Source organism: Blautia sp. LMAG:89 (assembly GCF_008679485.1).
Classification (GTDB): domain Bacteria; phylum Bacillota; class Clostridia; order Lachnospirales; family Lachnospiraceae; genus Blautia_A; species Blautia_A fusiformis.
Window position 1 is genome coordinate 182,849 of sequence record NZ_NANC01000003.1, and the last position, 20,654, is coordinate 203,502.

20 protein-coding genes and 1 pseudogene are annotated in these 20,654 nt (G+C 38.0%); 16 read left to right on the plus strand and 5 right to left on the minus strand.

The features are described from left to right. The first annotated feature begins 784 nt into the window (after positions 1-784). From tnpA (CCC70_RS01090) to CCC70_RS01100, 3 genes are all read left to right on the plus strand, one after another. On the plus strand, positions 785-1,183 hold the full coding sequence (gene tnpA / locus CCC70_RS01090) for an IS66 family insertion sequence element accessory protein TnpA (RefSeq protein ID WP_249308030.1): 399 nt from the start codon (positions 785-787) through the stop codon (positions 1,181-1,183). A gap of 14 nt (positions 1,184-1,197) precedes the next feature. Continuing rightward, the gene (gene tnpB, locus CCC70_RS01095) at positions 1,198-1,548 is read left to right on the plus strand and encodes an IS66 family insertion sequence element accessory protein TnpB (RefSeq protein WP_158526524.1); all 351 of its coding nucleotides are present in this window, start codon (positions 1,198-1,200) and stop codon (positions 1,546-1,548) included. A gap of 66 nt (positions 1,549-1,614) precedes the next feature. Beyond that, positions 1,615-3,150 (plus strand): IS66-like element ISRob1 family transposase, encoded by a 1,536-nt coding sequence (locus CCC70_RS01100; protein ID WP_004611469.1) that lies wholly within the window; start codon positions 1,615-1,617, stop codon positions 3,148-3,150. Between the two features lie 178 nt (positions 3,151-3,328). Here CCC70_RS01100 and CCC70_RS01105 read toward each other — a convergent pair whose 3' ends face one another. Genes CCC70_RS01105 through CCC70_RS01115 form a run of 3 tightly spaced genes read right to left on the minus strand, consistent with a single transcriptional unit; the run spans position 3,329 to position 5,587 of the window. Then, entirely contained in the window at positions 3,329-4,009 is a 681-nt protein-coding gene (locus CCC70_RS01105; RefSeq protein WP_287084097.1) for a hypothetical protein, read from the minus strand. Between the two features lie 15 nt (positions 4,010-4,024). Beyond that, positions 4,025-4,912: a DUF6414 family protein gene (locus tag CCC70_RS01110; protein WP_287084098.1), complete on the minus strand. Its 888-nt coding sequence runs from the start codon at positions 4,910-4,912 to the stop codon at positions 4,025-4,027. Positions 4,913-4,945: 33 nt separating this feature from the next. Further along, positions 4,946-5,587, minus strand: a complete 642-nt coding sequence (locus CCC70_RS01115) for a helix-turn-helix domain-containing protein (protein WP_287084099.1) — start codon at positions 5,585-5,587, stop codon at positions 4,946-4,948. Positions 5,588-6,152: 565 nt separating this feature from the next. Here CCC70_RS01115 and CCC70_RS01120 point away from each other — a divergent pair. The 7 genes from CCC70_RS01120 to CCC70_RS01150 all read left to right on the plus strand — a co-directional run bounded on the left by CCC70_RS01120 (position 6,153) and on the right by CCC70_RS01150 (position 11,585). Beyond that, positions 6,153-7,247 (plus strand): site-specific integrase, encoded by a 1,095-nt coding sequence (locus CCC70_RS01120; RefSeq protein ID WP_287084100.1) that lies wholly within the window; start codon positions 6,153-6,155, stop codon positions 7,245-7,247. Continuing rightward, a complete protein-coding gene (locus CCC70_RS01125) occupies positions 7,231-7,509 on the plus strand; it encodes a plasmid mobilization protein (protein WP_287084101.1) in 279 nt (92 codons plus the stop codon). The genes CCC70_RS01120 and CCC70_RS01125 overlap by 17 nt, the downstream gene beginning before the upstream one ends. Positions 7,510-7,635: 126 nt before the next feature. Beyond that, positions 7,636-8,013 carry a TnpV protein gene (locus CCC70_RS01130; RefSeq protein WP_287084102.1) on the plus strand — a complete coding sequence of 126 codons (378 nt, stop codon included), beginning with the start codon at positions 7,636-7,638 and terminating at the stop codon, positions 8,011-8,013. 306 nt (positions 8,014-8,319) lie between these two features. Continuing rightward, positions 8,320-9,594 (plus strand): plasmid recombination protein, encoded by a 1,275-nt coding sequence (locus CCC70_RS01135; protein WP_287084103.1) that lies wholly within the window; start codon positions 8,320-8,322, stop codon positions 9,592-9,594. Positions 9,595-9,681: 87 nt separating this feature from the next. Next, complete coding sequence (locus CCC70_RS01140; RefSeq protein ID WP_287084104.1) at positions 9,682-9,921, plus strand: winged helix-turn-helix domain-containing protein; 240 nt, start codon at positions 9,682-9,684, stop codon at positions 9,919-9,921. 16 nt (positions 9,922-9,937) lie between these two features. After that, positions 9,938-10,804, plus strand: coding sequence for a DNA-methyltransferase (locus tag CCC70_RS01145; protein ID WP_287084106.1), 867 nt, complete (start codon positions 9,938-9,940; stop codon positions 10,802-10,804). Continuing rightward, positions 10,788-11,585, plus strand: a complete 798-nt coding sequence (locus CCC70_RS01150; protein ID WP_270377683.1) for a DNA adenine methylase — start codon at positions 10,788-10,790, stop codon at positions 11,583-11,585. The genes CCC70_RS01145 and CCC70_RS01150 overlap by 17 nt, the downstream gene beginning before the upstream one ends. A 32-nt stretch (positions 11,586-11,617) precedes the next feature. Here CCC70_RS01150 and CCC70_RS01155 read toward each other — a convergent pair whose 3' ends face one another. Further along, positions 11,618-13,654, minus strand: a complete 2,037-nt coding sequence (locus tag CCC70_RS01155) for a hypothetical protein (RefSeq protein WP_287084107.1) — start codon at positions 13,652-13,654, stop codon at positions 11,618-11,620. A gap of 63 nt (positions 13,655-13,717) precedes the next feature. Beyond that, the gene (locus CCC70_RS01160; protein ID WP_287084108.1) at positions 13,718-14,431 is read right to left on the minus strand and encodes a DNA-methyltransferase; all 714 of its coding nucleotides are present in this window, start codon (positions 14,429-14,431) and stop codon (positions 13,718-13,720) included. A 182-nt stretch (positions 14,432-14,613) separates the two neighbouring features. Between CCC70_RS01160 and CCC70_RS01165 the strand changes: the two genes are divergently transcribed. From CCC70_RS01165 to CCC70_RS01190, 6 genes and pseudogenes are all read left to right on the plus strand, one after another. Next, positions 14,614-15,534, plus strand: coding sequence for a retron St85 family effector protein (locus CCC70_RS01165; protein WP_287084109.1), 921 nt, complete (start codon positions 14,614-14,616; stop codon positions 15,532-15,534). Positions 15,535-15,694: 160 nt separating this feature from the next. Next, positions 15,695-16,723: a retron St85 family RNA-directed DNA polymerase gene (locus CCC70_RS01170; protein WP_287084110.1), complete on the plus strand. Its 1,029-nt coding sequence runs from the start codon at positions 15,695-15,697 to the stop codon at positions 16,721-16,723. Positions 16,724-17,235: 512 nt separating this feature from the next. Beyond that, the gene (gene tnpA / locus CCC70_RS01175; protein ID WP_287084112.1) at positions 17,236-17,652 is read left to right on the plus strand and encodes an IS66 family insertion sequence element accessory protein TnpA; all 417 of its coding nucleotides are present in this window, start codon (positions 17,236-17,238) and stop codon (positions 17,650-17,652) included. Beyond that, positions 17,646-17,984, plus strand: a complete 339-nt coding sequence (gene tnpB / locus CCC70_RS01180) for an IS66 family insertion sequence element accessory protein TnpB (protein ID WP_117689872.1) — start codon at positions 17,646-17,648, stop codon at positions 17,982-17,984. The genes tnpA (CCC70_RS01175) and tnpB (CCC70_RS01180) overlap by 7 nt, the downstream gene beginning before the upstream one ends. Before the next feature lie 30 nt (positions 17,985-18,014). After that, positions 18,015-19,625: pseudogene (gene tnpC, locus CCC70_RS01185) on the plus strand (IS66 family transposase); the annotation flags it as partial. 146 nt (positions 19,626-19,771) lie between these two features. Continuing rightward, a complete protein-coding gene (locus CCC70_RS01190) occupies positions 19,772-20,545 on the plus strand; it encodes a NifB/NifX family molybdenum-iron cluster-binding protein (RefSeq protein ID WP_287084114.1) in 774 nt (257 codons plus the stop codon). Positions 20,546-20,654 lie beyond the last annotated feature (109 nt).

Genomic DNA, 20,654 nt, shown 5'->3' on the forward strand with positions numbered 1-20,654 from the left:
TAGATGTACCTGTCCTTTCTGAATGTTGCGTTTGATGGTTAGTTTTGGGTTCTGGTTTGAAAGTCGGAGGGGAACGCTCCGGCGGTGGTGATTTCTTCGTAGTATCACATCCTTTCTGGGGCTATTGAAGAAATTACAGGGTTGTGATATTATCTAGGTGTTAAAAATTAAATCGTCATGGTTAGGATTGTTAGCTTGTGTTTTTTCATGTAGCTCTGTCATGTACTCCCAACAACTTAAAAGTAGATTTCAGTGGAGATTTATAATATCAGGAGGTACGCTTATGACAATAATAACAACTGTAAAAAGCATTATGGTGGGCGACGGAATTTCTGGGAATTTTTGCTAAAGTGTGCAGGGGCAATGGAAAAAATTACGGCTGGCATGACATGAAGAATCCGGGAGGGTCAAATCTCCAATTCCCATCGGGGCTGTTTTCAGCCCCATTTAATTTTGAAACAAAAAATAGACGCCCATTGTTGAACGTCTATTTTGGGATGATATTGAGGTTTGCTGGTCTATCTTATAAAATCTGAATGTACTTCGATTGCATTTTTATTGCATTTTTAATCTGTTTTCATATAGATTTTAGTGGTTGATAGTTCCTGAAAATGCCTTAAAATCAATGATTTTTATTTATATGGCATACTGTCTGTCTGGAGTTTGAATAGTAAGCGTCCAATAAGAGGGTGTATCGAAATTTCTGGCTGTTGCATGTAAACTATTGATTAGAGTTTTGGGAGTTGACTCTAAAAACTCTAAATCTAATCTAAGGAGCAGGCTTATGGATCTTTCTTCTTTGACTCCAGACAAACAGGTGAAACTTCAATACTGGCTGGATGTAATACAGCAATGCAGGGCCTCCGGACTGACAAATCAGATCTGGTGTGAACAACACGATATCTCTTTGAAAAGTTATTATTACTGGCTTTCCAAAATTCGAAAGCTTGCCCTGGAAGAACTGCCCCGCAAGAAAAACGGCATCCACATGTGTACAGACCAACAGTCAACTGCTTTAACGGAATCCCCGGCTGAGTTTGCGGAGCTTTCACTTCCGGACAGAAACATTTCCCGTTCCACTCCTGCAGCCATACTTCATATCGGATCCATAACAGTGGAACTTTATGAAGGCACATCTGCCCAGATGCTGGAAAACATTCTGAAAGCCGTGCAGTCATGTTAGGAGATCTTTCCCATGTGGAGAAAATCTATATCCGATGCGGCTACACCGATATGAGGAAGCAGCTCAATGGCTTGCTGGATATCATCCAGTACAACTTCAAACTGGATCCTTACAGCAATTCCTTATTCCTGTTCTGTGGAAAGAGGGCTGACCGGATCAAAGCAGTCCATTACGAGGGAGACGGTTTCTGCCTTTTATACAAACGGTACGAAAACGGACGTCTCCAATGGCCGCGGACCGGCGAAGAAGCAAAACAGATTTCTGATCAGCAGCTACGCTGGCTTCTGGAAGGTTTGAACCCGGAGCAGCCAAAGGCAGTTCAGAAATGGCTCCCGCATAAGTCTGAAAATACTGAAAATCCTTAGAAATGCTGGGAAATCTGACGATTCTATGGTATAATAATCTTATCGAAACGAAAGGGTTTTCAGGTTATGTCAGCTACGGAACAGGAGTATAAAAATCATATCAAAGAACTGGAACAGCAGGTCCGGCTCCTGAAAGAGCAGGTTGATTTCCTGACCCGTAAACTTTATGGAACAAAATCCGAGAAGACATCTACTCTCGAAATCGAGGGGCAGATGTCTCTTTTTAATGAAATCGAAACCTGTGCGGATCCTGATGCACACGAACCGGAGCTTGTTGAGATAGAGAAGCACCTACGTAAAAGGAAGTACACCGGTCAGCGGGAAGAACTGGTAAAAAATCTCCCTCACAGCAAAGTACTCCATACCATAGATGAAAGGGAACAGATATGCGATAACTGCGGGAGTACGATGGTGAAAGTAGGGGAAGAATTCGTCCGCACGGAAGTACAGTTTATCCCTGCAAAACTCAAGGTGATTGACCATTACCGGGAAACGTATGAATGCAGGTCATGCCGGAAAAACGGAACTCCTTATATGGAGAAGGCTCCGGTGCCATATCCTCCCGTCCTGCATTCTCTGGCATCTGCATCTACCATCACCTGGCTCATCCACCAGAAGTTTGAATTAAGCATCCCGCTGTACAGACAGGAAAAAGAATGGGAGGCTTTGGGATTACGTTTAAGCAGAGCGACTATGTCAAACTGGCTTCTGGTTGTCTATCGGGACTGGCTTGTACACATCGTCCACCGTCTGAAGCTGGAACTTCTGAAACAGAGATACCTTCATATCGATGAAACACATGTACAGGTGCTGAAAGAACCGGGACGGAAAAATACGTCCGATTCCTATATGTGGGTTTACTGCAGCATCAGAGATGCCGTAAATCCCATCCGCTACTTCGAGTACCAGCCGGGACGAAGCGGGAAATATCCGGAAGCGTTTCTGAGGGAATATGAAGGTTATATCCATACAGACGCTTACTCCGGATACAATGCAGTTTCAGGAGTAAAAAGATGTCTTTGCTATACGCATCTGCGCCGGGCTTTCGTGGATGCGCTCCCAAAAGACATCCATAATTCGGAAGCATCAAAACCTGCGGAAGCAATCCTCCGTCTGAATCAACTCTTTAACATAGAGTCAGAGTTGGAGGCGCTCCCTCCTGATCAGAAGAAAAAAGAACGTCTTATCCGCGAGAAACCGCTTCTCGAGGCTTTTTGGTCATGGGCAGAAAAAAGTGCCATCGGAGAGCTGCCGAAATCCAAACTTTCAAAAGCTTTTCATTACGCCTTAAATAACCGTGAAGGTTTTTGGAATTATCTGGAAGACGGGAATTGTTCCATCAGTAATTCGCTTGCGGAAAACTGTATCCGTCCCTTTGTGATCGGCAGAAAGAACTGGCTGTTCTCCGGCAGTCCGAAAGGGGCGGAAGCCAGTGCAGGAATCTATACACTGGTAGAGACAGCGAAAGCGAATGGGCTTGCCCCGATGAAATATATAAAATATATCCTGTCCGACATGCCGGGGAGTGCTTTTCTTGAACATCCTGAATATCTGGATGATTATCTGCCTTGGAATCCTCTTGTAAAAGAATTCTGTCGATAACCGTTGACCTTTTAGTATAAAAGGCTGACGGTTATTTTTCTATACACTGTTTTATTTGACGCTTACTTTGAATAATGTACACGAGCCAAGAAATGTCGAATTTACGGCGTTTCTTGGCTCGTTTTTTGCCCGGTGACAATCAAATGACAATAATTTTGGAAATTATTTTATCTGTTTCTTAATTTGAAGATGAAGAAATTTCTTTTGCATAAAAGAGTTTTATTTGTCTCAAATCATAAATTAGTTCACCATACTTATTGTAATCACGGTATAAAATATCTTTTACAATAGGCGTGATTGAAAAAATAAGTGAGAAAATAAGTAATACAATTGTTATTATTTGAGCTGCCATAATAATCATTTCATTTTGAGAAGTCGAATCACCTATTTTTTCGGCAACATATACAATAATAGGGACGATGATTGCGGCGAGAGTTTTTAGTGGCTTTTTTAAAGGTGCCAAATAATCACATTGAATTTGTGCAATTTTAGCTTCTTCAATTAACAGATCAAGTGCTTCAAAATCATGAATGCTAATTTGGTAATTATTTAATACCTTGACGGTCATTTGCATCCTTTTTTCAGAATAGGGACTATAGTGTTCATTAAGCATTACTTGAAGATTTCTTTTGAATGAGTCAATTATTAAGAATACTATGAAAGAAATTACGCCTAATGCGAGAGGAATATATGCTATCCAGGTTAATTTGAAAATTGATAAAATAAAACTTATAATTGCACTGGCAAAAAGAATAATTACAAATATTTTTCTATATAGTGGAAGTTTGGTAAAAGGGATAGTACTCTTGATATCCTTTAGACCAATTTTATAGCTAATAAATAAATCACAAAATCTCATATATATATCTCCTTTTTATTCGTAGTATATTGCAATAGGATGTACAATATTTAAGGAAGATTGTTGACCAAAGAATGAAAGCATGATTTGGTTCAAACCGATGCCAACTTGGGCTAATGGTGAAATATTTGAACTTTCAGTAGTATCCGTTGTTATTTTGTTGGTTATATATCCGAGAACTTTGATTTTACCACCGAATTTAAAAGATGTCATATCAATGTTATCACGCATATATTTGTCATTTAACACAACCATATTGTCTGCAATACATAAGGTTCTTCGATATGGAACAAGTGTACAAAGCATATCAATTATGTCCTTTATATCATCATAGCTTTTATCAGATTCTGCACATTTGTTTTTGGCAAAATTTGTGTAGTTTTTCTTGATTTCATTAGAATTAACTCCCTGTTGAGTTAATTCAAAATCCTGTTGTGTTTTCAGTAAGGCTAATATTTTATTACGTTCACTTTTCTTTATAAAATCAAGAAATTTTTTGTCGTTAAATATTTTTTTGTAATAGTCTAAATCCATAATGTAAAATTCATCATTAATTTCTATGAAGTCACCAATATTAAGATTTGATAAAAGCTTATTCTTGGTTAAATAATTCATAAGTTGATCAAATGCATTATCATGTAAAAGTTTGGTCTGTACATCGCTAATCAGATCTGTGTTAGATGTATCTTTTAAATGTCGATAGGTAAAATCTATTTTGCCTTCGATTCCTTTTCCAAAAACTTTCAAATCAGCATCTGCTCCTAAATTAGATGTGCGTTCAGATTGTTTATTTGCTGTTTGGCTGGATTGAGTTTCTGTTTCTTGGGTTTGCACTAAACCATCATATATTTGTGCTATATATGAATTAAGGGTGTCAGTATCTAAATATATAAATCTTCTCATAATAATAGCTCCCTTCCTGTGATTATAGTAAATTTATTCCTTCTTCGGTTTCCGTTTCCTCTTCATATAAGAGAAATCTGGAAACAAGTCTTTTAACAATTCAGCAGTATCTTCTGCATCGTCATTCCCATTCATATTCTGAACCAGTAGTTGGTCGTCATCATCAAGATTTAACGATATAGTATATTCTTTATTCGGGTCTGTTGGGTTCATTGGGTATTTTACTTCTTTGAGATAATATTCCGTTTCTGATATTTTATCATCCTCAAGTTTATCTCGTAAACGTGCCCAATACTCAACTATCTTTCGGAAGTTATCAAGGTCTTCCTGTGGACGGGGTCCGGCACTTGGAAGCCGCTCTTCAAATTTAAAGCAAACTTCTCCGTCTTTTATAGTGGGGCGTAGTCCATATGCCCATTCAATATCAAACAGCACATGAAGTGCACTGAATATATTTGCTACATCAGGGTCAGATAATGCATAAAAGCTGACACCTAGATTGTTGGCAATATTTAATAAAGTTGCTTCATCCGGATATCTGTTTCCGAGTTCATAGTTTCTAATAGTAGATTCATTTAATCCGCATCTATCTGCTAACTCCTTTTGTGTCATATCAGATGCAATTCTGAAATTACGAATCAAATAGCCTACCCGGCTGGTGAATTTTTCGCCCATCTTAGCTGCTCCTTATTCGTGGAATGAGTGTTGTAGCATGCATAAAGTCACGAGGTACAAAACATGCATCTACATTAATACTTGATATGTTTTCTGCGAAGGCAAAAACTCGAAAAACCTTCGGTTTACCTCGTTCACGGGCACGTTCTCAAGGTGCTTTGCCGATTGTTTAATGCTTCGCATATCAATCGGCAAAACTCCATGCTCACTTTTGCCTTCGCGTACATTATATCATCAACAGTACAAAAACGAAATGTTTTTTGCTAAAAAGTATCAACAGTACAAAAACGAACTGTTAATATAAAACACATCAAAACAGTTCAGAAATGAACTGGATAATAAAACGAAAGAGAGGAGGCATTTGCTTATGGAGAACAAACGTTTTTTAACAGCATAGGATGTCATGGAAATGCTGGGCGTATCACTATCCTATGCTTATAAGCTGATACGGCGGCTGAATGCAGAACTTGAGGCTGAAGGATTTGTGACAATAAAAGGGCGTGTCAGCACGAAGTATTTTATGGAATGAATCTACGGACTGTCCACAGACAAGGAGGTGGGATAGATGGCGGTTATCAAGAACAAAAAGACCGGAATGTGGGAGGTGAGGACTTATTATAAGGATATGACCGGAGAAAGGAAGCAGAAGACCAAGAGGGGCTTTGCGAAGAAAAGCGAAGCCCTTGAATGGGAGCGAAACTTCAAGCTGAAAGAGAATCAGAGTATCAGTATGAGCTTTCAAAGCTTTGTGGATATTTATTTGATGGATTTGGAGCCGAGAATAAAACGCAATACGTTCCTGACAAAAAAGCACATTATTGAGACCAAGATTCTGCCATATTTCGGAAAAAGGAAGCTGGATGATATTCGTACTTCGGATGTCATCCAGTGGCAAAATGAGATTATGAAACTGAAAAAGGATAATGGGGAGTTGTTCTCCCAAACTTATCTGAAAACGATTTACAATCAGCTCAGTGCCATATTAAACTATGCAGTCAATATGTATGGACTAAAGGATAATGTGGCACGAAAAGCCGGAACTATGGGGAAGGAAGAAAATAAGGGAATGGAGTTCTGGACACAGGAGGAATTTCAGAAATTTTTGGAGCGTGTGGCAGATAAGCCGATTTCGTATTATGCATTTGAAATGCTTTACTGGACGGGAATACGAGAGGGAGAATTGCTTGCCCTGACACCGGCGGATTTCAATTTTGAAAAGAAAACTCTTCGGATAAATAAGTCATATCAGAGGCTTGAGGGCGAAGATGTGATTACGGATCCGAAAACACCAAAGAGTAACAGGACAATCGTCATGCCGGATTTCCTTGCTATGGAAATGGAGGATTTTATAAAAAGCATATACGGAATAAAGATGAACGACAGAATTTTTACCATTTCAAAAAGTTATCTTCATCACGAAATGGATAGGGGAGCAACGCTTGCAGGAGTGAAAAGAATCCGGATTCATGGATTACGACATTCCCACATTTCTCTGTTAATCAATTTAGGATTTTCTGCATTGGCAATAGGGGAAAGAGTCGGACATGAGGCGGTAGATATCACTTATCATTATGCACATTTATTTCCAACGGTGCAGACGGATATGGCAGCACAATTGGAAACAGAAAGGGAGGCGTTAGTCAATGTCAGAAAAGAATAGAGATGATAAAAACCGATGGCGTAATGTGACAATCGCATTTCGCATGTCGCCGGAGGAGAATGAAGAACTCAATAACCGAGTAAAACTCAGTGGGTTTCGAACCAAGCAGGATTATATTATCCAGAGCGTTCTTCATCAGAAGGTGGTTGCAACGGGCAATCCGTTGATGCTGGTGCAATTTCGGAAGAACCTGCAACAGATAGAGCGTGAGCTTGAAAGAATTGAATTGAAAAGGTATCGGATATGGATGGGGAGTTGCTAACTCCCATCCGCTCCATGCTGGAAATACTGGAAGGATTCAAGAAACAGCCGAGAACATTAGCAGGTATGAAGGAACTTACTGTACCGAATGAGAAATAAAAATATTTTTGGAAAGGAAATGGCGGCTATGAGCGAAGAAACATTATTTGAAAAATTAGGAGTGAAATACATAGAAAAGGATGGCATCTTTTATCCGTTGATTACTTTAGATGGCGAGGAGAAAAACACAGATGTTGGGAAATACGGTCACATGTGGATTGATTACATACGGACAGAGTACTCACAGCGATACAAAAGTCTGGTGCGGTTTGGAGAATTACATGATAAGGCAGCAGAGGTAAATGAGGTGGCTTATGAATTGCTGGAGGATATTGAAAAGGAATGGCTGGGCGAACATAAGCCGAAGCAGGCAAATTCTTTTGTGAAAATGTACCGGCTACGAACACAGGCAAGAATGATAGCAGAGGAGGTAGTGCTGCATGATGTGGTGAACTGTTTTCATTAGGAGCCGGCACTGGTATTAAAGGAGCTGTGTATGGTAAATGATATGCCGCATATCTGCGGCTCATAAGTTCCCTTAAGGGAGCTTTATCCGGCTCGCAGAGCCGTACAGCCACTCCGGCGAGGAGCGCAAAACCCGCTTGCGGGTCTGTATTTTTGATGGCGAAGCTGTTAAAAGTGCTTTTGCGTTACTTTTGACAAAAGTAACAAAACCTTCCCAAAGAAATTTGCTATCTCGTGCCGTATCCAGCACTCGTTACGGATAAGACAGAAATGTTTACATACATAACGAAAGAGGAGGATTTTTACAATGGAAAGAACAATCAGTTTTATGAATGGGAAGGGTTCCATCGGACACAAAACAAGAAGCTTTATCGCGGACAATGTGGATGCCAGCCGCACCAAAAATAATATTACACTTATCCACGAGGATATTAAGCAAGTCTACCATAAACTGTTTGACAAGGCGCTTAAGGAATACAATGCAAAACAGAAACGCAAGGACAGGCAGATTAAAAGCTATTATGAAAAGATATCCCGGAGTAAGCAGGAAAAATTATTTTATGAGGTAATTGTTCAGATTGGCAATAAGGATGATACCGGAGTGGGCAGTTCGGCTGCTGAGGTTGCAACATGGGTGTTGAAGGATTATGTAAAAATGTTCCAGCTTCGTAATCCGCAGTTATATGTGATTGGTGCTTATATTCATCTGGACGAGGAAACACCACATTTGCATCTGAATTTTGTTCCTTGGGTATCCTGTTGTAAAAGAGGACTGGAAACTAAGACAAGCCTTAAGGCAGCACTTGCTACCAGAGGAATTGCAAGCGAAGGTAAAGGGAACACTGAATGGAAGCAATGGGCAGAGGCGGAGAAAGATGATATTGCCCTTATCACGCGTAGGTACGGGATTGATTGGAAGAAGAAAAACACGCACAATCCGCATTTATCCGTATTGGATTATAAGAAGCAGGAGCGGGCAAAGGAAGTGGCTGCTCTTGAGGAGGAACTAGAGGGCGCACAGGTTGTTCTTGAATTAAAAGAGGAAAGGATTGAGTCTCTGGACAAGGAAATAGAGAATAGGCGTGTTAGTATTCGAAAAGAACAATCCGAAGCACAAAAGATGTTGGATTATACCAAGGCTGAAACTCAGAAATTGCAGTCGGAAGGAACGGATTTACGTTTGAAGAATTCTGAGTTGCGGTTAGAGTATTCTAAAAGTGTAGATAAGCTTACCGATAAACAAAAAGAAATTGAGGTCGCTCAAAAAGAGGCTGACAAGTGGATGATGATAACGGATACCGCAAAGTGGCAGACGGAGCAGGCACAGATGAAACTGGAGGAGGCGGAAAGGCTTAAGAAGGAACTTTTGGGAACTGTTGATGGCGACGATTATCTGAAGGAGCAGGTGATAGAGCTGAGGTATCAGAATCAGATGCTCCGGGAGGAAAACCGAAGCCGGAAGGATAAGCTGGAAAAGGCGTATGAGTTTATGAAGCAGTTTGTGATTGGTGGGATGAATCTGCTGGAGAAGTTTTTTGAATGGATTGGGGAGAGGATAAAGGATGTTGGGAGAGGAAGGTGAAAAAGAATGCAAAAGAATGCTTTGTATGGTTGACTTGTTGCTTAATTTAATGTAATATTTAATAAAAGAATGCAAAGGAGATGGATTATGAGATACACATATTTAGACTTGATTGAAGAGGTTCTTAGAAGTGAAAAAAGGGAGATGACCCTTGGGGAAATATGGGAAGTTGCTGAAGAAAAAGGATATAGTAAGAAACTTATGTCCATAGGTAAAACTCCAGTTAATACTATGAATGCATGTATAAGAAAACATATTGAAAAATCCAAGAATGTTAAGTTTAAGCAAACATCAAAGAATCCTGCATTGTATTACTTGAATAACTAGAGAAAGGTATGTTGCAATGATTAATGATTATATAAACACCATTTTTAACGCGGATTGTCTTGAAGGAATGAAAGGTATGCCAGATAATTCAGTTGATTTGGTTATTGCGGATCCACCGTATAATCTGTCTAAAGGTGCAAAGTGGAAATGGGATAATAGTGTTGTTTTAAAGGGAATGGGAGGAAATTGGAATAAAGTAATGGCTGATTGGGACGATATGTCCTTCGAAGATTATTGGAATTTCACAATTCAATGGATATCAGAAGTAAAAAGAATTTTAAAACCCACTGGTTCTGTATGGATTTTTGGGACATATCATAATATGGGGATTATCAATGTAATTTGTCAAATGCTGGAAGTAGAAATAATTAACGAGATTGTATGGTTTAAGCGTAATGCATTTCCGAACCTTTCTGGCAGGAGGTTCACAGCTAGTCATGAGACTATTTTATGGGCACATACTGGAGGTAAAAAAAGACAGTATTACTATGATTATGAATATATAAAGAATACGGATTTTCCGGAAGATTTGATTAAGCAGCCAGGTAAACAAATGAGAACCGTATGGGATGTTCCAAATAATAAATCCAAGGAAGAGTTGGCATATGGAAAACATCCAACACAAAAGCCGATAAGATTATTGAAAAGAATAATTATGGCATCATCAAAAGAAGGTGATATGGTATTTACACCATTTAGTGGCTCTGGGAGTGAGTGTGTAGCTGCAAAGATGTGTGGAAGGAGCTATTGTGGATTTGAAATAAATAAGGAATATTATAATATTTCATTAGAAAGATTAAGCCATTGTGAAAGAGAGAATGTTCAAATTAGTTTATTTGAGAAAGGTGTGTGTGAAGATAATGCGAATGGAACCGGTAATTAAATGGAGCGGCAGTAAAAGGTCACAGGCACAAGAAATAATTAAGCACTTTGAACAATTTGATTGTTATTATGAACCGTTTCTAGGCGGAGGATCTGTTATGTACGCAGTTAATTCGTCCAGTGCTATTTGTGGTGATATTTGTGAACCATTAATTGGATTTTGGAAGATGGTTCAAAGCAGTCCGCGGGAAGTGATAAGTTATTATTCAGAGGAATGGAATCGTTTGCAAAAAGACGGCTATGAAGTTTATTATGATATACGTTCTAGGTTTAATGCAGATAAGTCACCATTGGATTTACTGTTTTTATCTCGTACTTGTGTAAATGGGTTGATAAGATTCAACTCAGAAGGTGAGTTTAATAATTCTTTTCATCATACGCGAAAAGGAATAGATCCTAAACGTTTTGAAAAAATTGTGTTGGATTGGCATGAAAGAATTTTAAATGTTCAATTTCTCTGTGGTGATTACAGAGAAACGACACAAACAGCAACAAAGAAAGATATAATTTACTTAGATCCTCCGTATGAAAATACTAAAGGAAGATATTACGGAACTATTGATTATGAAGAGTTTTATGAGTATCTGAACGATTTGAATAAAAAAGGAATTAGATATGTATTGTCATTTGATGGAATACGTGGTGATAAAGAATATGAGACAGGTATACCGAAAGAACTGTATGTGAAGAAGTTCTTTTTGGCATCAGGGAATTCTTCATTCAAAAAGGTTATGGATAAAAGTAATGAGCAAGTGTATGAAGCCTTATATTTAAACTGGTAAGAGAAAAACTCTTACCAGTTTTTAAAACAAATTTAACAGATATCGAAGATGTTGATAAGTGAATTGCGATGCTGGATTATGTTGCTTAGATATTCAGCTAAAGTGTTACCAATAGAGGAAAACCCTTTAATTTGTACCTTGCAACGAGAGGTGCTGCTATCTATATTGAATCCTATCAATACATCACAGTTACATTTGCTTGAAATAGTAGATAAATCAAAATTGATAGGGGCAAAAAAGCATCCTATAGAAGCACAAGTAAAATCAGATACAGATACTGTTGATGTAGAAATAGTCCAAATATCTGAATTTAATTGACGCTCTACACTAGGCGGATAAGATAGCAAATCAAATATATATTTTGTTAACGCTGGTCCGATGTTTGGTTCCAAATTTCTTGGTGATTCCTTTGATTCGGTGCATATTATTAATGGTTTTTCAAATAAATTGAATAGAACGGTAATATGGTCAGGCCTTTTGCTGTCACTCACACGGGGGAGGGTCAGCCATCTAAATTCTGTTCCGATTGCAGGATCATTATTATTTATTAGCGATATGCCACTCCAATCACCACCTGGAGGATTACAAAATCCTTCAAATGTGTTGGGAATTATATAGTTAAAAATAGTGTGTATAAATGTATCAACATCATTTTCTGTATAGTGAGTTGGGTATGGAGAAATAAGCATATTTGTTGTTCGATTTTTCAACGACAAGGAAAAAGTTTTATTTTCCATGTTTGGTATTAAGCGAACAATGTTGGAATCTTCAGTATTTTTAGGTATCTTTGGTGCATCAAGTATAATAAAATCGCTTAATGACACAATAGCACTCCATAATCCGTTTCCACTAGATAAAGATAGTATGTTTTGATCTAACTTTTGTATTGTGGATTCCAAAGTTTCGCCGTATATAAATGTAAGAATTTCAGTTGATTCGCCGAAAAGCATTGCAATTAAAGGGAGAATTCCTCTATCTGGTCGTGCATCGTCTCCGTGTGGCTTGAATCCTTTGAACATACAAATAATTAAGTCGTTTGTGGTGGATAATTTTCTATAAAACTCATCGTTCATTTCAGGATAAAGAGTACGTAACTCATTTGCAAAAGCGGTTTTGTTATAAGAAGGAATTAAACCAAACGGCAAATCTTTAGAGGCAATTCCAGTGCTATATTTCGTTGCTAAATTTGCAAAATCTTTGTTGCGACCAGTGATTGATTTTTGGGCAATTTTCTTTGCAAAAGGGAAAAGATTATTCTGTCTTGAAAATGCAAGAATGTCTCCTGAATAATCATTTTGTATAGATGTCCAATCTTCTTTAGTATAGCTATTTGAACTACTTGGAGTTGTCATGTAATCCATTATTTTTAAGCTTTTTTTGATTAATGAAGTATATATTGGGGTTACATCAATGTTATATATTAAGCCATAAAGCAATGAATATACATCATTTTCTCCAAATAGAGATGTATCAAAATCGTGTAATGATGAATCAAAAGAAGGTTGGAACTCTTCTGATTTGAAATAAACTTGTATGGCTGGATATTTCCAGTGCTTTGATGCGTTATAGTAGCTATAAGGGATAGCGACATTTGGAAAACGCAATGCTTTTCTGTTCCTATTTTCGTCCAATTCATATTTTACAAAGTCGATGATATATAGATACGGACAAATGTTAGCACGAGCAGTTGAGTATGCTCGTCCGCTACGTTGCCATGCTTGGTTACCTGCTTGTAATGCACTACAGAATTCGATGGCAAGAAGAATTTTTTCGCCAGTATCAGTTTCTTCTGTTAATAGAACATCTGGTGTTTCGTTTAGAAAGCTTCCGTTATCTTTTAAAATTTGGAATATATTGGAAGGCCATCGATCGCTAGTATTTTTGTTAAAGCCAGGGAAATATTTAAAAAACAAAATGTCAGAATCAATGGTTGTAATTTTAACAGATGGACATGCAGGCGAGAGAAAATAGCGTTCTGCCTTTTGTGTCTGGATGGATTTTGTAATAAGATTGAAGAGACGTTCACATTCGACAATGTTATCTCCGTGTATTCTAAAGTGTTTGATCATAAGTGCCTCCTTATGTGTGAATGTATAATGTATCATTATAGCACATAATATGTGAAAATAGTGCTAGAATTTCGAGAGACGCTTTAGAGATGCATCACAATAATCCTTACAAATATCACATCCTATAAATCTACGATTCAGATTTAAGGCTGCTTCACCAGTAGAACCAACTCCCATGAAAGGATCCAATACTATTTCGTTTGGATTTGAGGATATTCTAATCAAATGTTCAATAAGTACAAGGGGTTTTTGTGTTGGGTGATTTGGAGAAGATATTTTTTCGGGATATCGACAAGAAGGACATTCAAAGAAATTATGCATTTCTTTCTGACCTAAGAAATTCCATGTGTGATGCTTATTCCAGAGACAGACTACTAATTCGCAACTGTTTAGAAAACTATTTCTATATACGCTTTCTGTTGGGGTAGTTTTGTGCCATACAAATAATTGAAAAGTTTTGAATTCTTTGTCAAATGCTTCATGCCATTTACCAAGAAGAGAATAACTGGTAAAAATGAAAATATTTCCTTTTGGAGAAATAACACGTTTGAAATCTTTTACGTAGTCTAAGGGATTTATAGAATATTTATCCCATTCTGCAATGTCATTATTGATCGTTTTTCCGTTAGTGAGTTTAATGTTACCAGTAGAATTCAATGCAATATTATATGGGGGATCGGTTAAGATTAGGTCGATAGAACTGGTTGGAATTCGAGATAGAAGGCTTAGAGCATCTTCGTTAAATAGTTTATATTTATTTGTATTTGTAGAAAACATGTATCCTCCTTTTATTTTTTGTGGTATTATATAATAAGAAAGAAATATTGTAAAGAGAAAATATATAATAATATAGAAACTTTTTGTTAATTTAGTTGAGTTATGTGATAAATACACTTTTGAAATAGACAACAAGTGGGCTATGATAATAGAAATTTTGTTGATATGAGGTTGCACAGGTAATGGAAAAACAAGTAATTCGATTGAATAAAGATATATGTGGAATAATTGAAGAGATTTATCAACAGATATATTGTAAATTTAGTGAACAATATATAGTAGTATTTTTATGCGGTGGAGCAAGTAATAGTAAGCATAAATCGTTAAGAGATCAAGTAAGAGTATTGCTTGAAAATGAAAAAAAGACATTGTGGTATAAACCATTTAAAATATTTTATCCGGAAGATTTATTGATAGAAATTCTTAATAAAACAAAGGATGCTGATTTATTAAGTTATGAGCAATTTTTAGCAAGTAATTCTCATGTGATTGTTATTATTTGTGAAAGCGCGGGCTCGTTGGTTGAGTTGGGTGCATTTACTAATAATAAGTATACTGTTGATAAGGTAATTGCAGCAGTGGACAAAAATTTAACTAAGCATAAAAGCTTTATTATGCTTGGCCCAATAAAATATCTGAAGAAAAGAAATAAGCTCAATGTTATTGAATATGGACAGGATGTGGAGGACTTTGCGAAGCGGCTTTCAAGGGATATAAGGGACAAGAATAAAGTTAGTGGCAATAAGAATAGTATGATTGATTTAACAACTATTGTTGGGATGCACTATTTTATACAACTGATACTTTATTTTTTCAAGTCGCTAAATTCTAAAGAACTTGTAGCAATAGTAGATTATATTTCATGCAAAGAAAAAATAGTATATTCTGATTTTAAAGTTCTTTTTAACGCATCATTGAAATTGCTTTTTCAAGATAAAAAGATAGTTAAAATCACAGGAGAACCGTATTCATCATACAAATTAACAAATATTGGATATGAAACGATAAAATTGATGATAAATGATTGTATATGCGCTGGGGTATGTGATAGAATAAGAGTTGAGCTGATGCATAAGGAGTTCTATAAATTGCCTCATTCTTAGAATTGTTGTTAATATGCATACATAGCAGCTGGGGGTTGGTTCGACCTCGTGAGAATGATAATTACATGAAATCAGCTAAAACAACGGTGAACTTCCACAATAGTGGAACTCCCCCGTTGTTTTACCCGAGAATATACTGAGTAAGAATGAGGTGATTTATTTGAATATTGGAAACAGTGTAGTTTTAAATACTTTAGGTGTTCCAGTAATAAATTCATTTGAACATTTATGCGAACAGCTTTCGATAACAGAACAGTTATTATATTATCTAACATATAAAAAAGAGTATTGTTATTTCCAAAAGGTAATACCTAAAAAGGACAAAACAGAAAGAATATTGAATGTACCAAATTTATCATTAAAAGTGGTACAAAAGTGGATTTTGAAAGAAATATTAGAGAAAATTTTTGTGTCAGAGCAAGCTATGGCTTTTGTCCCAAATAAAAATGGATTGAGAGAAAATGCAGAGAGACATAAAAAGAACATTTTTCTTTTGGAGATGGATATCACAAATTTCTTTGGTACGATAACTGAACAACAGGTGTATACGTTGTTTTGCAATATAGGTTATAATAGTAAAGTTGCAGGTATTTTAGCTAACTTGTGTACATATAATAATTATTTGCCACAGGGTGCGGTTACATCTCCGTATATTGCGAATTTAGTTTGTTATCATATGGATGCAAGAATTAATGGCTATTGTAGTAGAAAAGATATTGTATACACTCGTTATGCGGATGATTTGACTTTTTCTTCGGATAATAGAATGCTTTTGAATAAGATTGAGAAATTTATTAAGTATATTGTTACGGATGAAGGTTTTACAATCAATGACAAAAAGACAAGATATCTATCTAATGATGTGAAGAAAACAGTTACGGGCATTACCATTAATGATGACAGTATTCATGTGGACAAAAAATTTAAGAGAAATTTGAGAGCACAGATATATTGTTCGATAAAATTAAAGAATTACCAAAATAACAGTCAAATATTGGGCAAGATTGCATATGTAAATTCTATAGAAAAGGGCTTTCGTGATAAAATTATTAGGTACATCACAAATCTTATCACAAGAACGGAATTTGCAGGAAACATAGATGTAGTTAATGCATTTAACGATAATAAATTATTTGCAGAGTTGCCAGATATGGTGTTTGAAGAAGTTTGTGAGAATCCTTTTGAGTAATGTGATATGGGTACTGTTTATTAGTGACGAAATATAAGAAAATTGTTGACACAGTGACAACAAAATGACAATACAATCTCAGGAAAAACTACGCAACAGGTAGAAACCGGACAAAACTTCCCGATTCCTGTTTTAAAAACCAACGAAAAGCACCACACAACAAATTGGCAAAGAGGAGTTTGAATAATTCACGTGTTTGTTCGCAAACCTCATTATTCAGTTTTTTGTAAAAATGAATAATCTATACACTTTAAGGTTCTGAATCTACATAGTAGGTTCGGAGCCTTATCTTTGTGGGAGAAGAGAGGTTTTGTAAGCAAATATGGTTCACTTTGGTCCTATGTCAAGATTTAGTACAAGTTAAAATGAGGTTTTCCCCATTTTAACCGTAAGCGCTTAAATCTTGGGTAGCTTTACTGTCTACGTTTTTGAACTCATAATGATAGTAAATAGAGTTTTACTACACTCCGCTTGATAGGAGATAGAAATTTACTACATTTGGAGGTTTCATTATGAGTAAGAAACGTGCTCCAGGGCGTTCCCTGGACGAATGGATGGATCTGGTAACCGAATGCAGACAAAGTGGCCTGACAGATGCTGCATGGTGTAATGAGCATGGGATATCTCCCAGCTGTTTTTACAATGCAGTTACCCGTCTCCGCAAAAAAGCCTGTCAGATACCGGATCCAGCCCCCAAAGCCAGCACTCTTGACCCTACATCCCATAAACAGGATGTAGTCCAGATTGCTATAGAACCGGAGTCTTCTCCGGCAGGACTGATCCCAGATAATGGAAACAGACCTATGCACCTTGACAATTCACATACGATTGAAATCGAAGCAGACGGATTGCTTATACGAATGAGTAATGAGATCAAACCGTTACTTCTTAAGATGCTTATGGATACGCTTAAGGAGTCGTTATGTTAGCGGACATCTCAAGTGTTGATGCAATCTATATCGTCTGTGGCAGAACAGATATGCGCAAGTCCATTGATGGATTATGTGCGATCATCCAGGAACAGTTTTCGATGGAGATCGACCATGCACTTTTTCTTTTCTGCGGTCGTAAATGCGACCGTATCAAAGCTATTTTAAAAGAACCTGACGGGATCGTTATGATCTACAAAAGACTGACCGCCCAGGGATCTTACCGGTGGCCCAGGAATAAATCTGAGGTCCGGAATCTTACATGGCGGGAGTTCGACTGGCTGATGTCTGGCATTGATATTGAGCAGCCCAAAGCGATCAAGGCAACATAAAAAAGATGCACATAAAACTCTTGCTAAAAGATGATAAAAACACTTCAGGCAACTGTCGATGCTGCCAATAAACGGGAAGAAGCTCTCACCCAGGAGCGGGATAATCTGAAAGAAGAGATAGACCTTCTCCGCAAAAAACTGTTTGGCACCTCCAGCGAAAAAAGGACCCTCGATATTCCAGGCCAGTTAAACTTTTTCAATGAGGCGGAACTGGAACAGGATCCGAAAGCTACAGAAGCAGAGGATCTTGAAGCAATTCTTCCGGAAAAAACAGCAAAAAAGCGAAAAGCAAGAGCTACAGATGTGGAGCGTTTTAAGGGAGTTCCTGTTGAAAAAAAGTATCTGAAACTTTCTGAGGAAGAGAAACTCTGCCCTGTCTGTGGTATCCCGCTGAAAGAAATAGGGGAAGAGTTTGTCTGCCGGGAACTGGTCTTTGTACCGGCAAAACTGAAAGTATATGAATACTACAGTAAGAGCTATGAGTGCCCGCAGTGCAGGCTTCAGGATATTCCGGTCGTCAAAAAAGGAAAAGATGGCAGAGCCCATATGCTTTATGGAATGGCTTCTGCCGGAACGGTTGCCTGGGTAATGTACCAGAAGTTTTGTAATGGTCTCCCATACTACCGTCAGGAGAAGGACTGGAAACAGTATGGCGTGAAGATCACCAGAGCTACTATGTCAAACTGGGTGATCCGGAATTCCGAAGCGTTTTTTCTTCCTATGTATGAATACTTCCACAGGAAACTTCTGGAACGTGGATTCGTGATGGCAGATGAAACGCCTCTTCAGGTTCTGCATGAACCGGGACGCCGTGCACAGACAAAGTCATATATGTGGCTGTTCCGCAGCGGCGAAGACGGAGGACCGCCTATTATCCTCTATAAATACTCAGAGACCCGGGCCGGGGACAATGCCGTAGATTTTCTTCACGGATTCAAGGGTTATCTGATGTGTGATGGCTATAGTGGATACAATAAAGTTCCAGATGCCAAACGCACAGCCTGCTGGGCACACATCAGAAGATATCTGACAGATGCCATCCCTAAGGGAAAGGCTCTGGATTATACCCAGCCATCCGTACAGGGAATGCTGTACATTAACCAGCTCTTCCATCTGGAAGATGTGATCAGATCAAAGTATTCTTCCTTCGATGCTATCAAAAAGGCGCGTCTTGAAAAAGAAAAGCCGGTAGTAGAAGGTTTTTTGTCGTGGCTTGATCAGCAGGATCCTATCCGTGGGAGCAGGATGGATAAAGCTGTCACCTACATTCAGAACCGCCGATCCTATCTTTCCACCTATCTGGAAGATGGCCGCTGCAGTTTTTCTAATAATCTCAGCGAAAATGCGATCCGCCCGTTTACAGTAGGCCGCAAAAACTGGCTGTTCTGCGATACACCAAACGGAGCCCAGGCCAGTGCTGTTGTGTACACAATGGTAGAAATGGCAAAAGCCAATGGAGTAAACGTCTATCACTATCTTACTTATCTGCTGGAAAAACTGCCTGATGATAGGATGAGCGATGGTGACTTAGAACTCCTGGCGCCATGGAACGAAACGGTCAAAGCTGAGATCGAACGTCGTGCAAACGAATCAAATCAATCATATGTGAATTGTCAAGGTGCTCCGACTACTGGAAAGTAGTCGGGGATTTTTTCTATCATACCTAAAATTTAAGCGCTTACGTATATAATACTATTAGCTGAGTTATATGGGCATATGTCAAAAACATTATTGACATATGCCTTTTATAGAGCTATTATATAAGAAAAGCGAGAAAGGAGCAGTTTATGCCGAGACCAGTAAAATGCAGAAAAGTCTGCCATTTTCCGAATGTTTTAGAATTTCTTCCGGCAGATGATGCTGAGAAAAAAGCACCCATTGTTCTGACTGTAGATGAGTACGAAACCATCCGTCTTTTGGACAAGAAAGGTTATAGTCAGGAGCAGTGTGCAGAATCTATGCAAGTCGCAAGAACAACTGTTCAACGAATTTATGAGATTGCCAGGAAGAAAATAGCAGATGCACTCATTGATGGATATCCGCTTAAAATTGAAGGTGGAGATTTCAAAATCTGTGATGGTCAGAGCAGTAACTGTGGGCTTGGAGGATGTTACAAGCAGGAGCTTCATCAAAAATATGCAGTGGAAAAAGGAGAGGGTATCATGAGAATAGCAGTAACATATGAAAACGGACAGATTTTTCAGCACTTCGGACACACAGAAACATTTAAGATTTACGATGTAGAGGAAGGAAAAGTAGTACATTCAGAAGTAGTAGATACCAATGGAAGCGGACATGGCGCATTGGCGGGAGTTCTTAATGCATTGAATGCAGATGTTCTGATTTGTGGCGGAATCGGAGGCGGCGCACAGACAGCGTTAGCGGCAGCCGGCATTAAGCTTTTCGGAGGAGTTTCCGGAGATGCGGATGAAGCAGTAGAAGCTTTTATCAATGAAACACTGGAGTATAATCCGGATGTGAAATGTTCTCATCATGAGCACAGCCACGGGGAAGGACATACATGTGGCGAGCATGGATGTGGAAGCCATAGCTGTCATTAAGAAAAATAGCAAAAAATAATAATACAAAAGAATGTGTCAAGGTAATGGAGAAAGGCAACTGTTGACTTTTTCCTTTTAGCGTGTTAAAATCGAGGATGTAGAAAACAAA

Bases quoted from the DNA above. Each gene is read 5' to 3' on its own strand.
- CCC70_RS01150 (WP_270377683.1), top strand. From the start codon at position 10,788: ATGGAACCGGTAATTAAATGGAGCGGCAGTAAAAGGTCACAGGCACAA.
- CCC70_RS01135 (WP_287084103.1), top strand. From the start codon at position 8,320: ATGGAAAGAACAATCAGTTTTATGAATGGGAAGGGTTCCATCGGACAC.
- CCC70_RS01115 (WP_287084099.1), bottom strand. From the start codon at position 5,587: ATGGGCGAAAAATTCACCAGCCGGGTAGGCTATTTGATTCGTAATTTC.
- CCC70_RS01190 (WP_287084114.1), top strand. From the start codon at position 19,772: ATGCCGAGACCAGTAAAATGCAGAAAAGTCTGCCATTTTCCGAATGTT.
- tnpA (WP_249308030.1), top strand. From the start codon at position 785: ATGGATCTTTCTTCTTTGACTCCAGACAAACAGGTGAAACTTCAATAC.
- CCC70_RS01155 (WP_287084107.1), bottom strand. From the start codon at position 13,654: ATGATCAAACACTTTAGAATACACGGAGATAACATTGTCGAATGTGAA.
- CCC70_RS01110 (WP_287084098.1), bottom strand. From the start codon at position 4,912: ATGAGAAGATTTATATATTTAGATACTGACACCCTTAATTCATATATA.
- CCC70_RS01160 (WP_287084108.1), bottom strand. From the start codon at position 14,431: ATGTTTTCTACAAATACAAATAAATATAAACTATTTAACGAAGATGCT.
- tnpA (WP_287084112.1), top strand. From the start codon at position 17,236: ATGAGTAAGAAACGTGCTCCAGGGCGTTCCCTGGACGAATGGATGGAT.
- CCC70_RS01140 (WP_287084104.1), top strand. From the start codon at position 9,682: ATGAGATACACATATTTAGACTTGATTGAAGAGGTTCTTAGAAGTGAA.
- CCC70_RS01145 (WP_287084106.1), top strand. From the start codon at position 9,938: ATGATTAATGATTATATAAACACCATTTTTAACGCGGATTGTCTTGAA.
- CCC70_RS01105 (WP_287084097.1), bottom strand. From the start codon at position 4,009: ATGAGATTTTGTGATTTATTTATTAGCTATAAAATTGGTCTAAAGGAT.
- CCC70_RS01125 (WP_287084101.1), top strand. From the start codon at position 7,231: ATGTCAGAAAAGAATAGAGATGATAAAAACCGATGGCGTAATGTGACA.
- CCC70_RS01130 (WP_287084102.1), top strand. From the start codon at position 7,636: ATGAGCGAAGAAACATTATTTGAAAAATTAGGAGTGAAATACATAGAA.
- CCC70_RS01165 (WP_287084109.1), top strand. From the start codon at position 14,614: ATGGAAAAACAAGTAATTCGATTGAATAAAGATATATGTGGAATAATT.
- CCC70_RS01100 (WP_004611469.1), top strand. From the start codon at position 1,615: ATGTCAGCTACGGAACAGGAGTATAAAAATCATATCAAAGAACTGGAA.
- CCC70_RS01120 (WP_287084100.1), top strand. From the start codon at position 6,153: ATGGCGGTTATCAAGAACAAAAAGACCGGAATGTGGGAGGTGAGGACT.
- tnpB (WP_117689872.1), top strand. From the start codon at position 17,646: ATGTTAGCGGACATCTCAAGTGTTGATGCAATCTATATCGTCTGTGGC.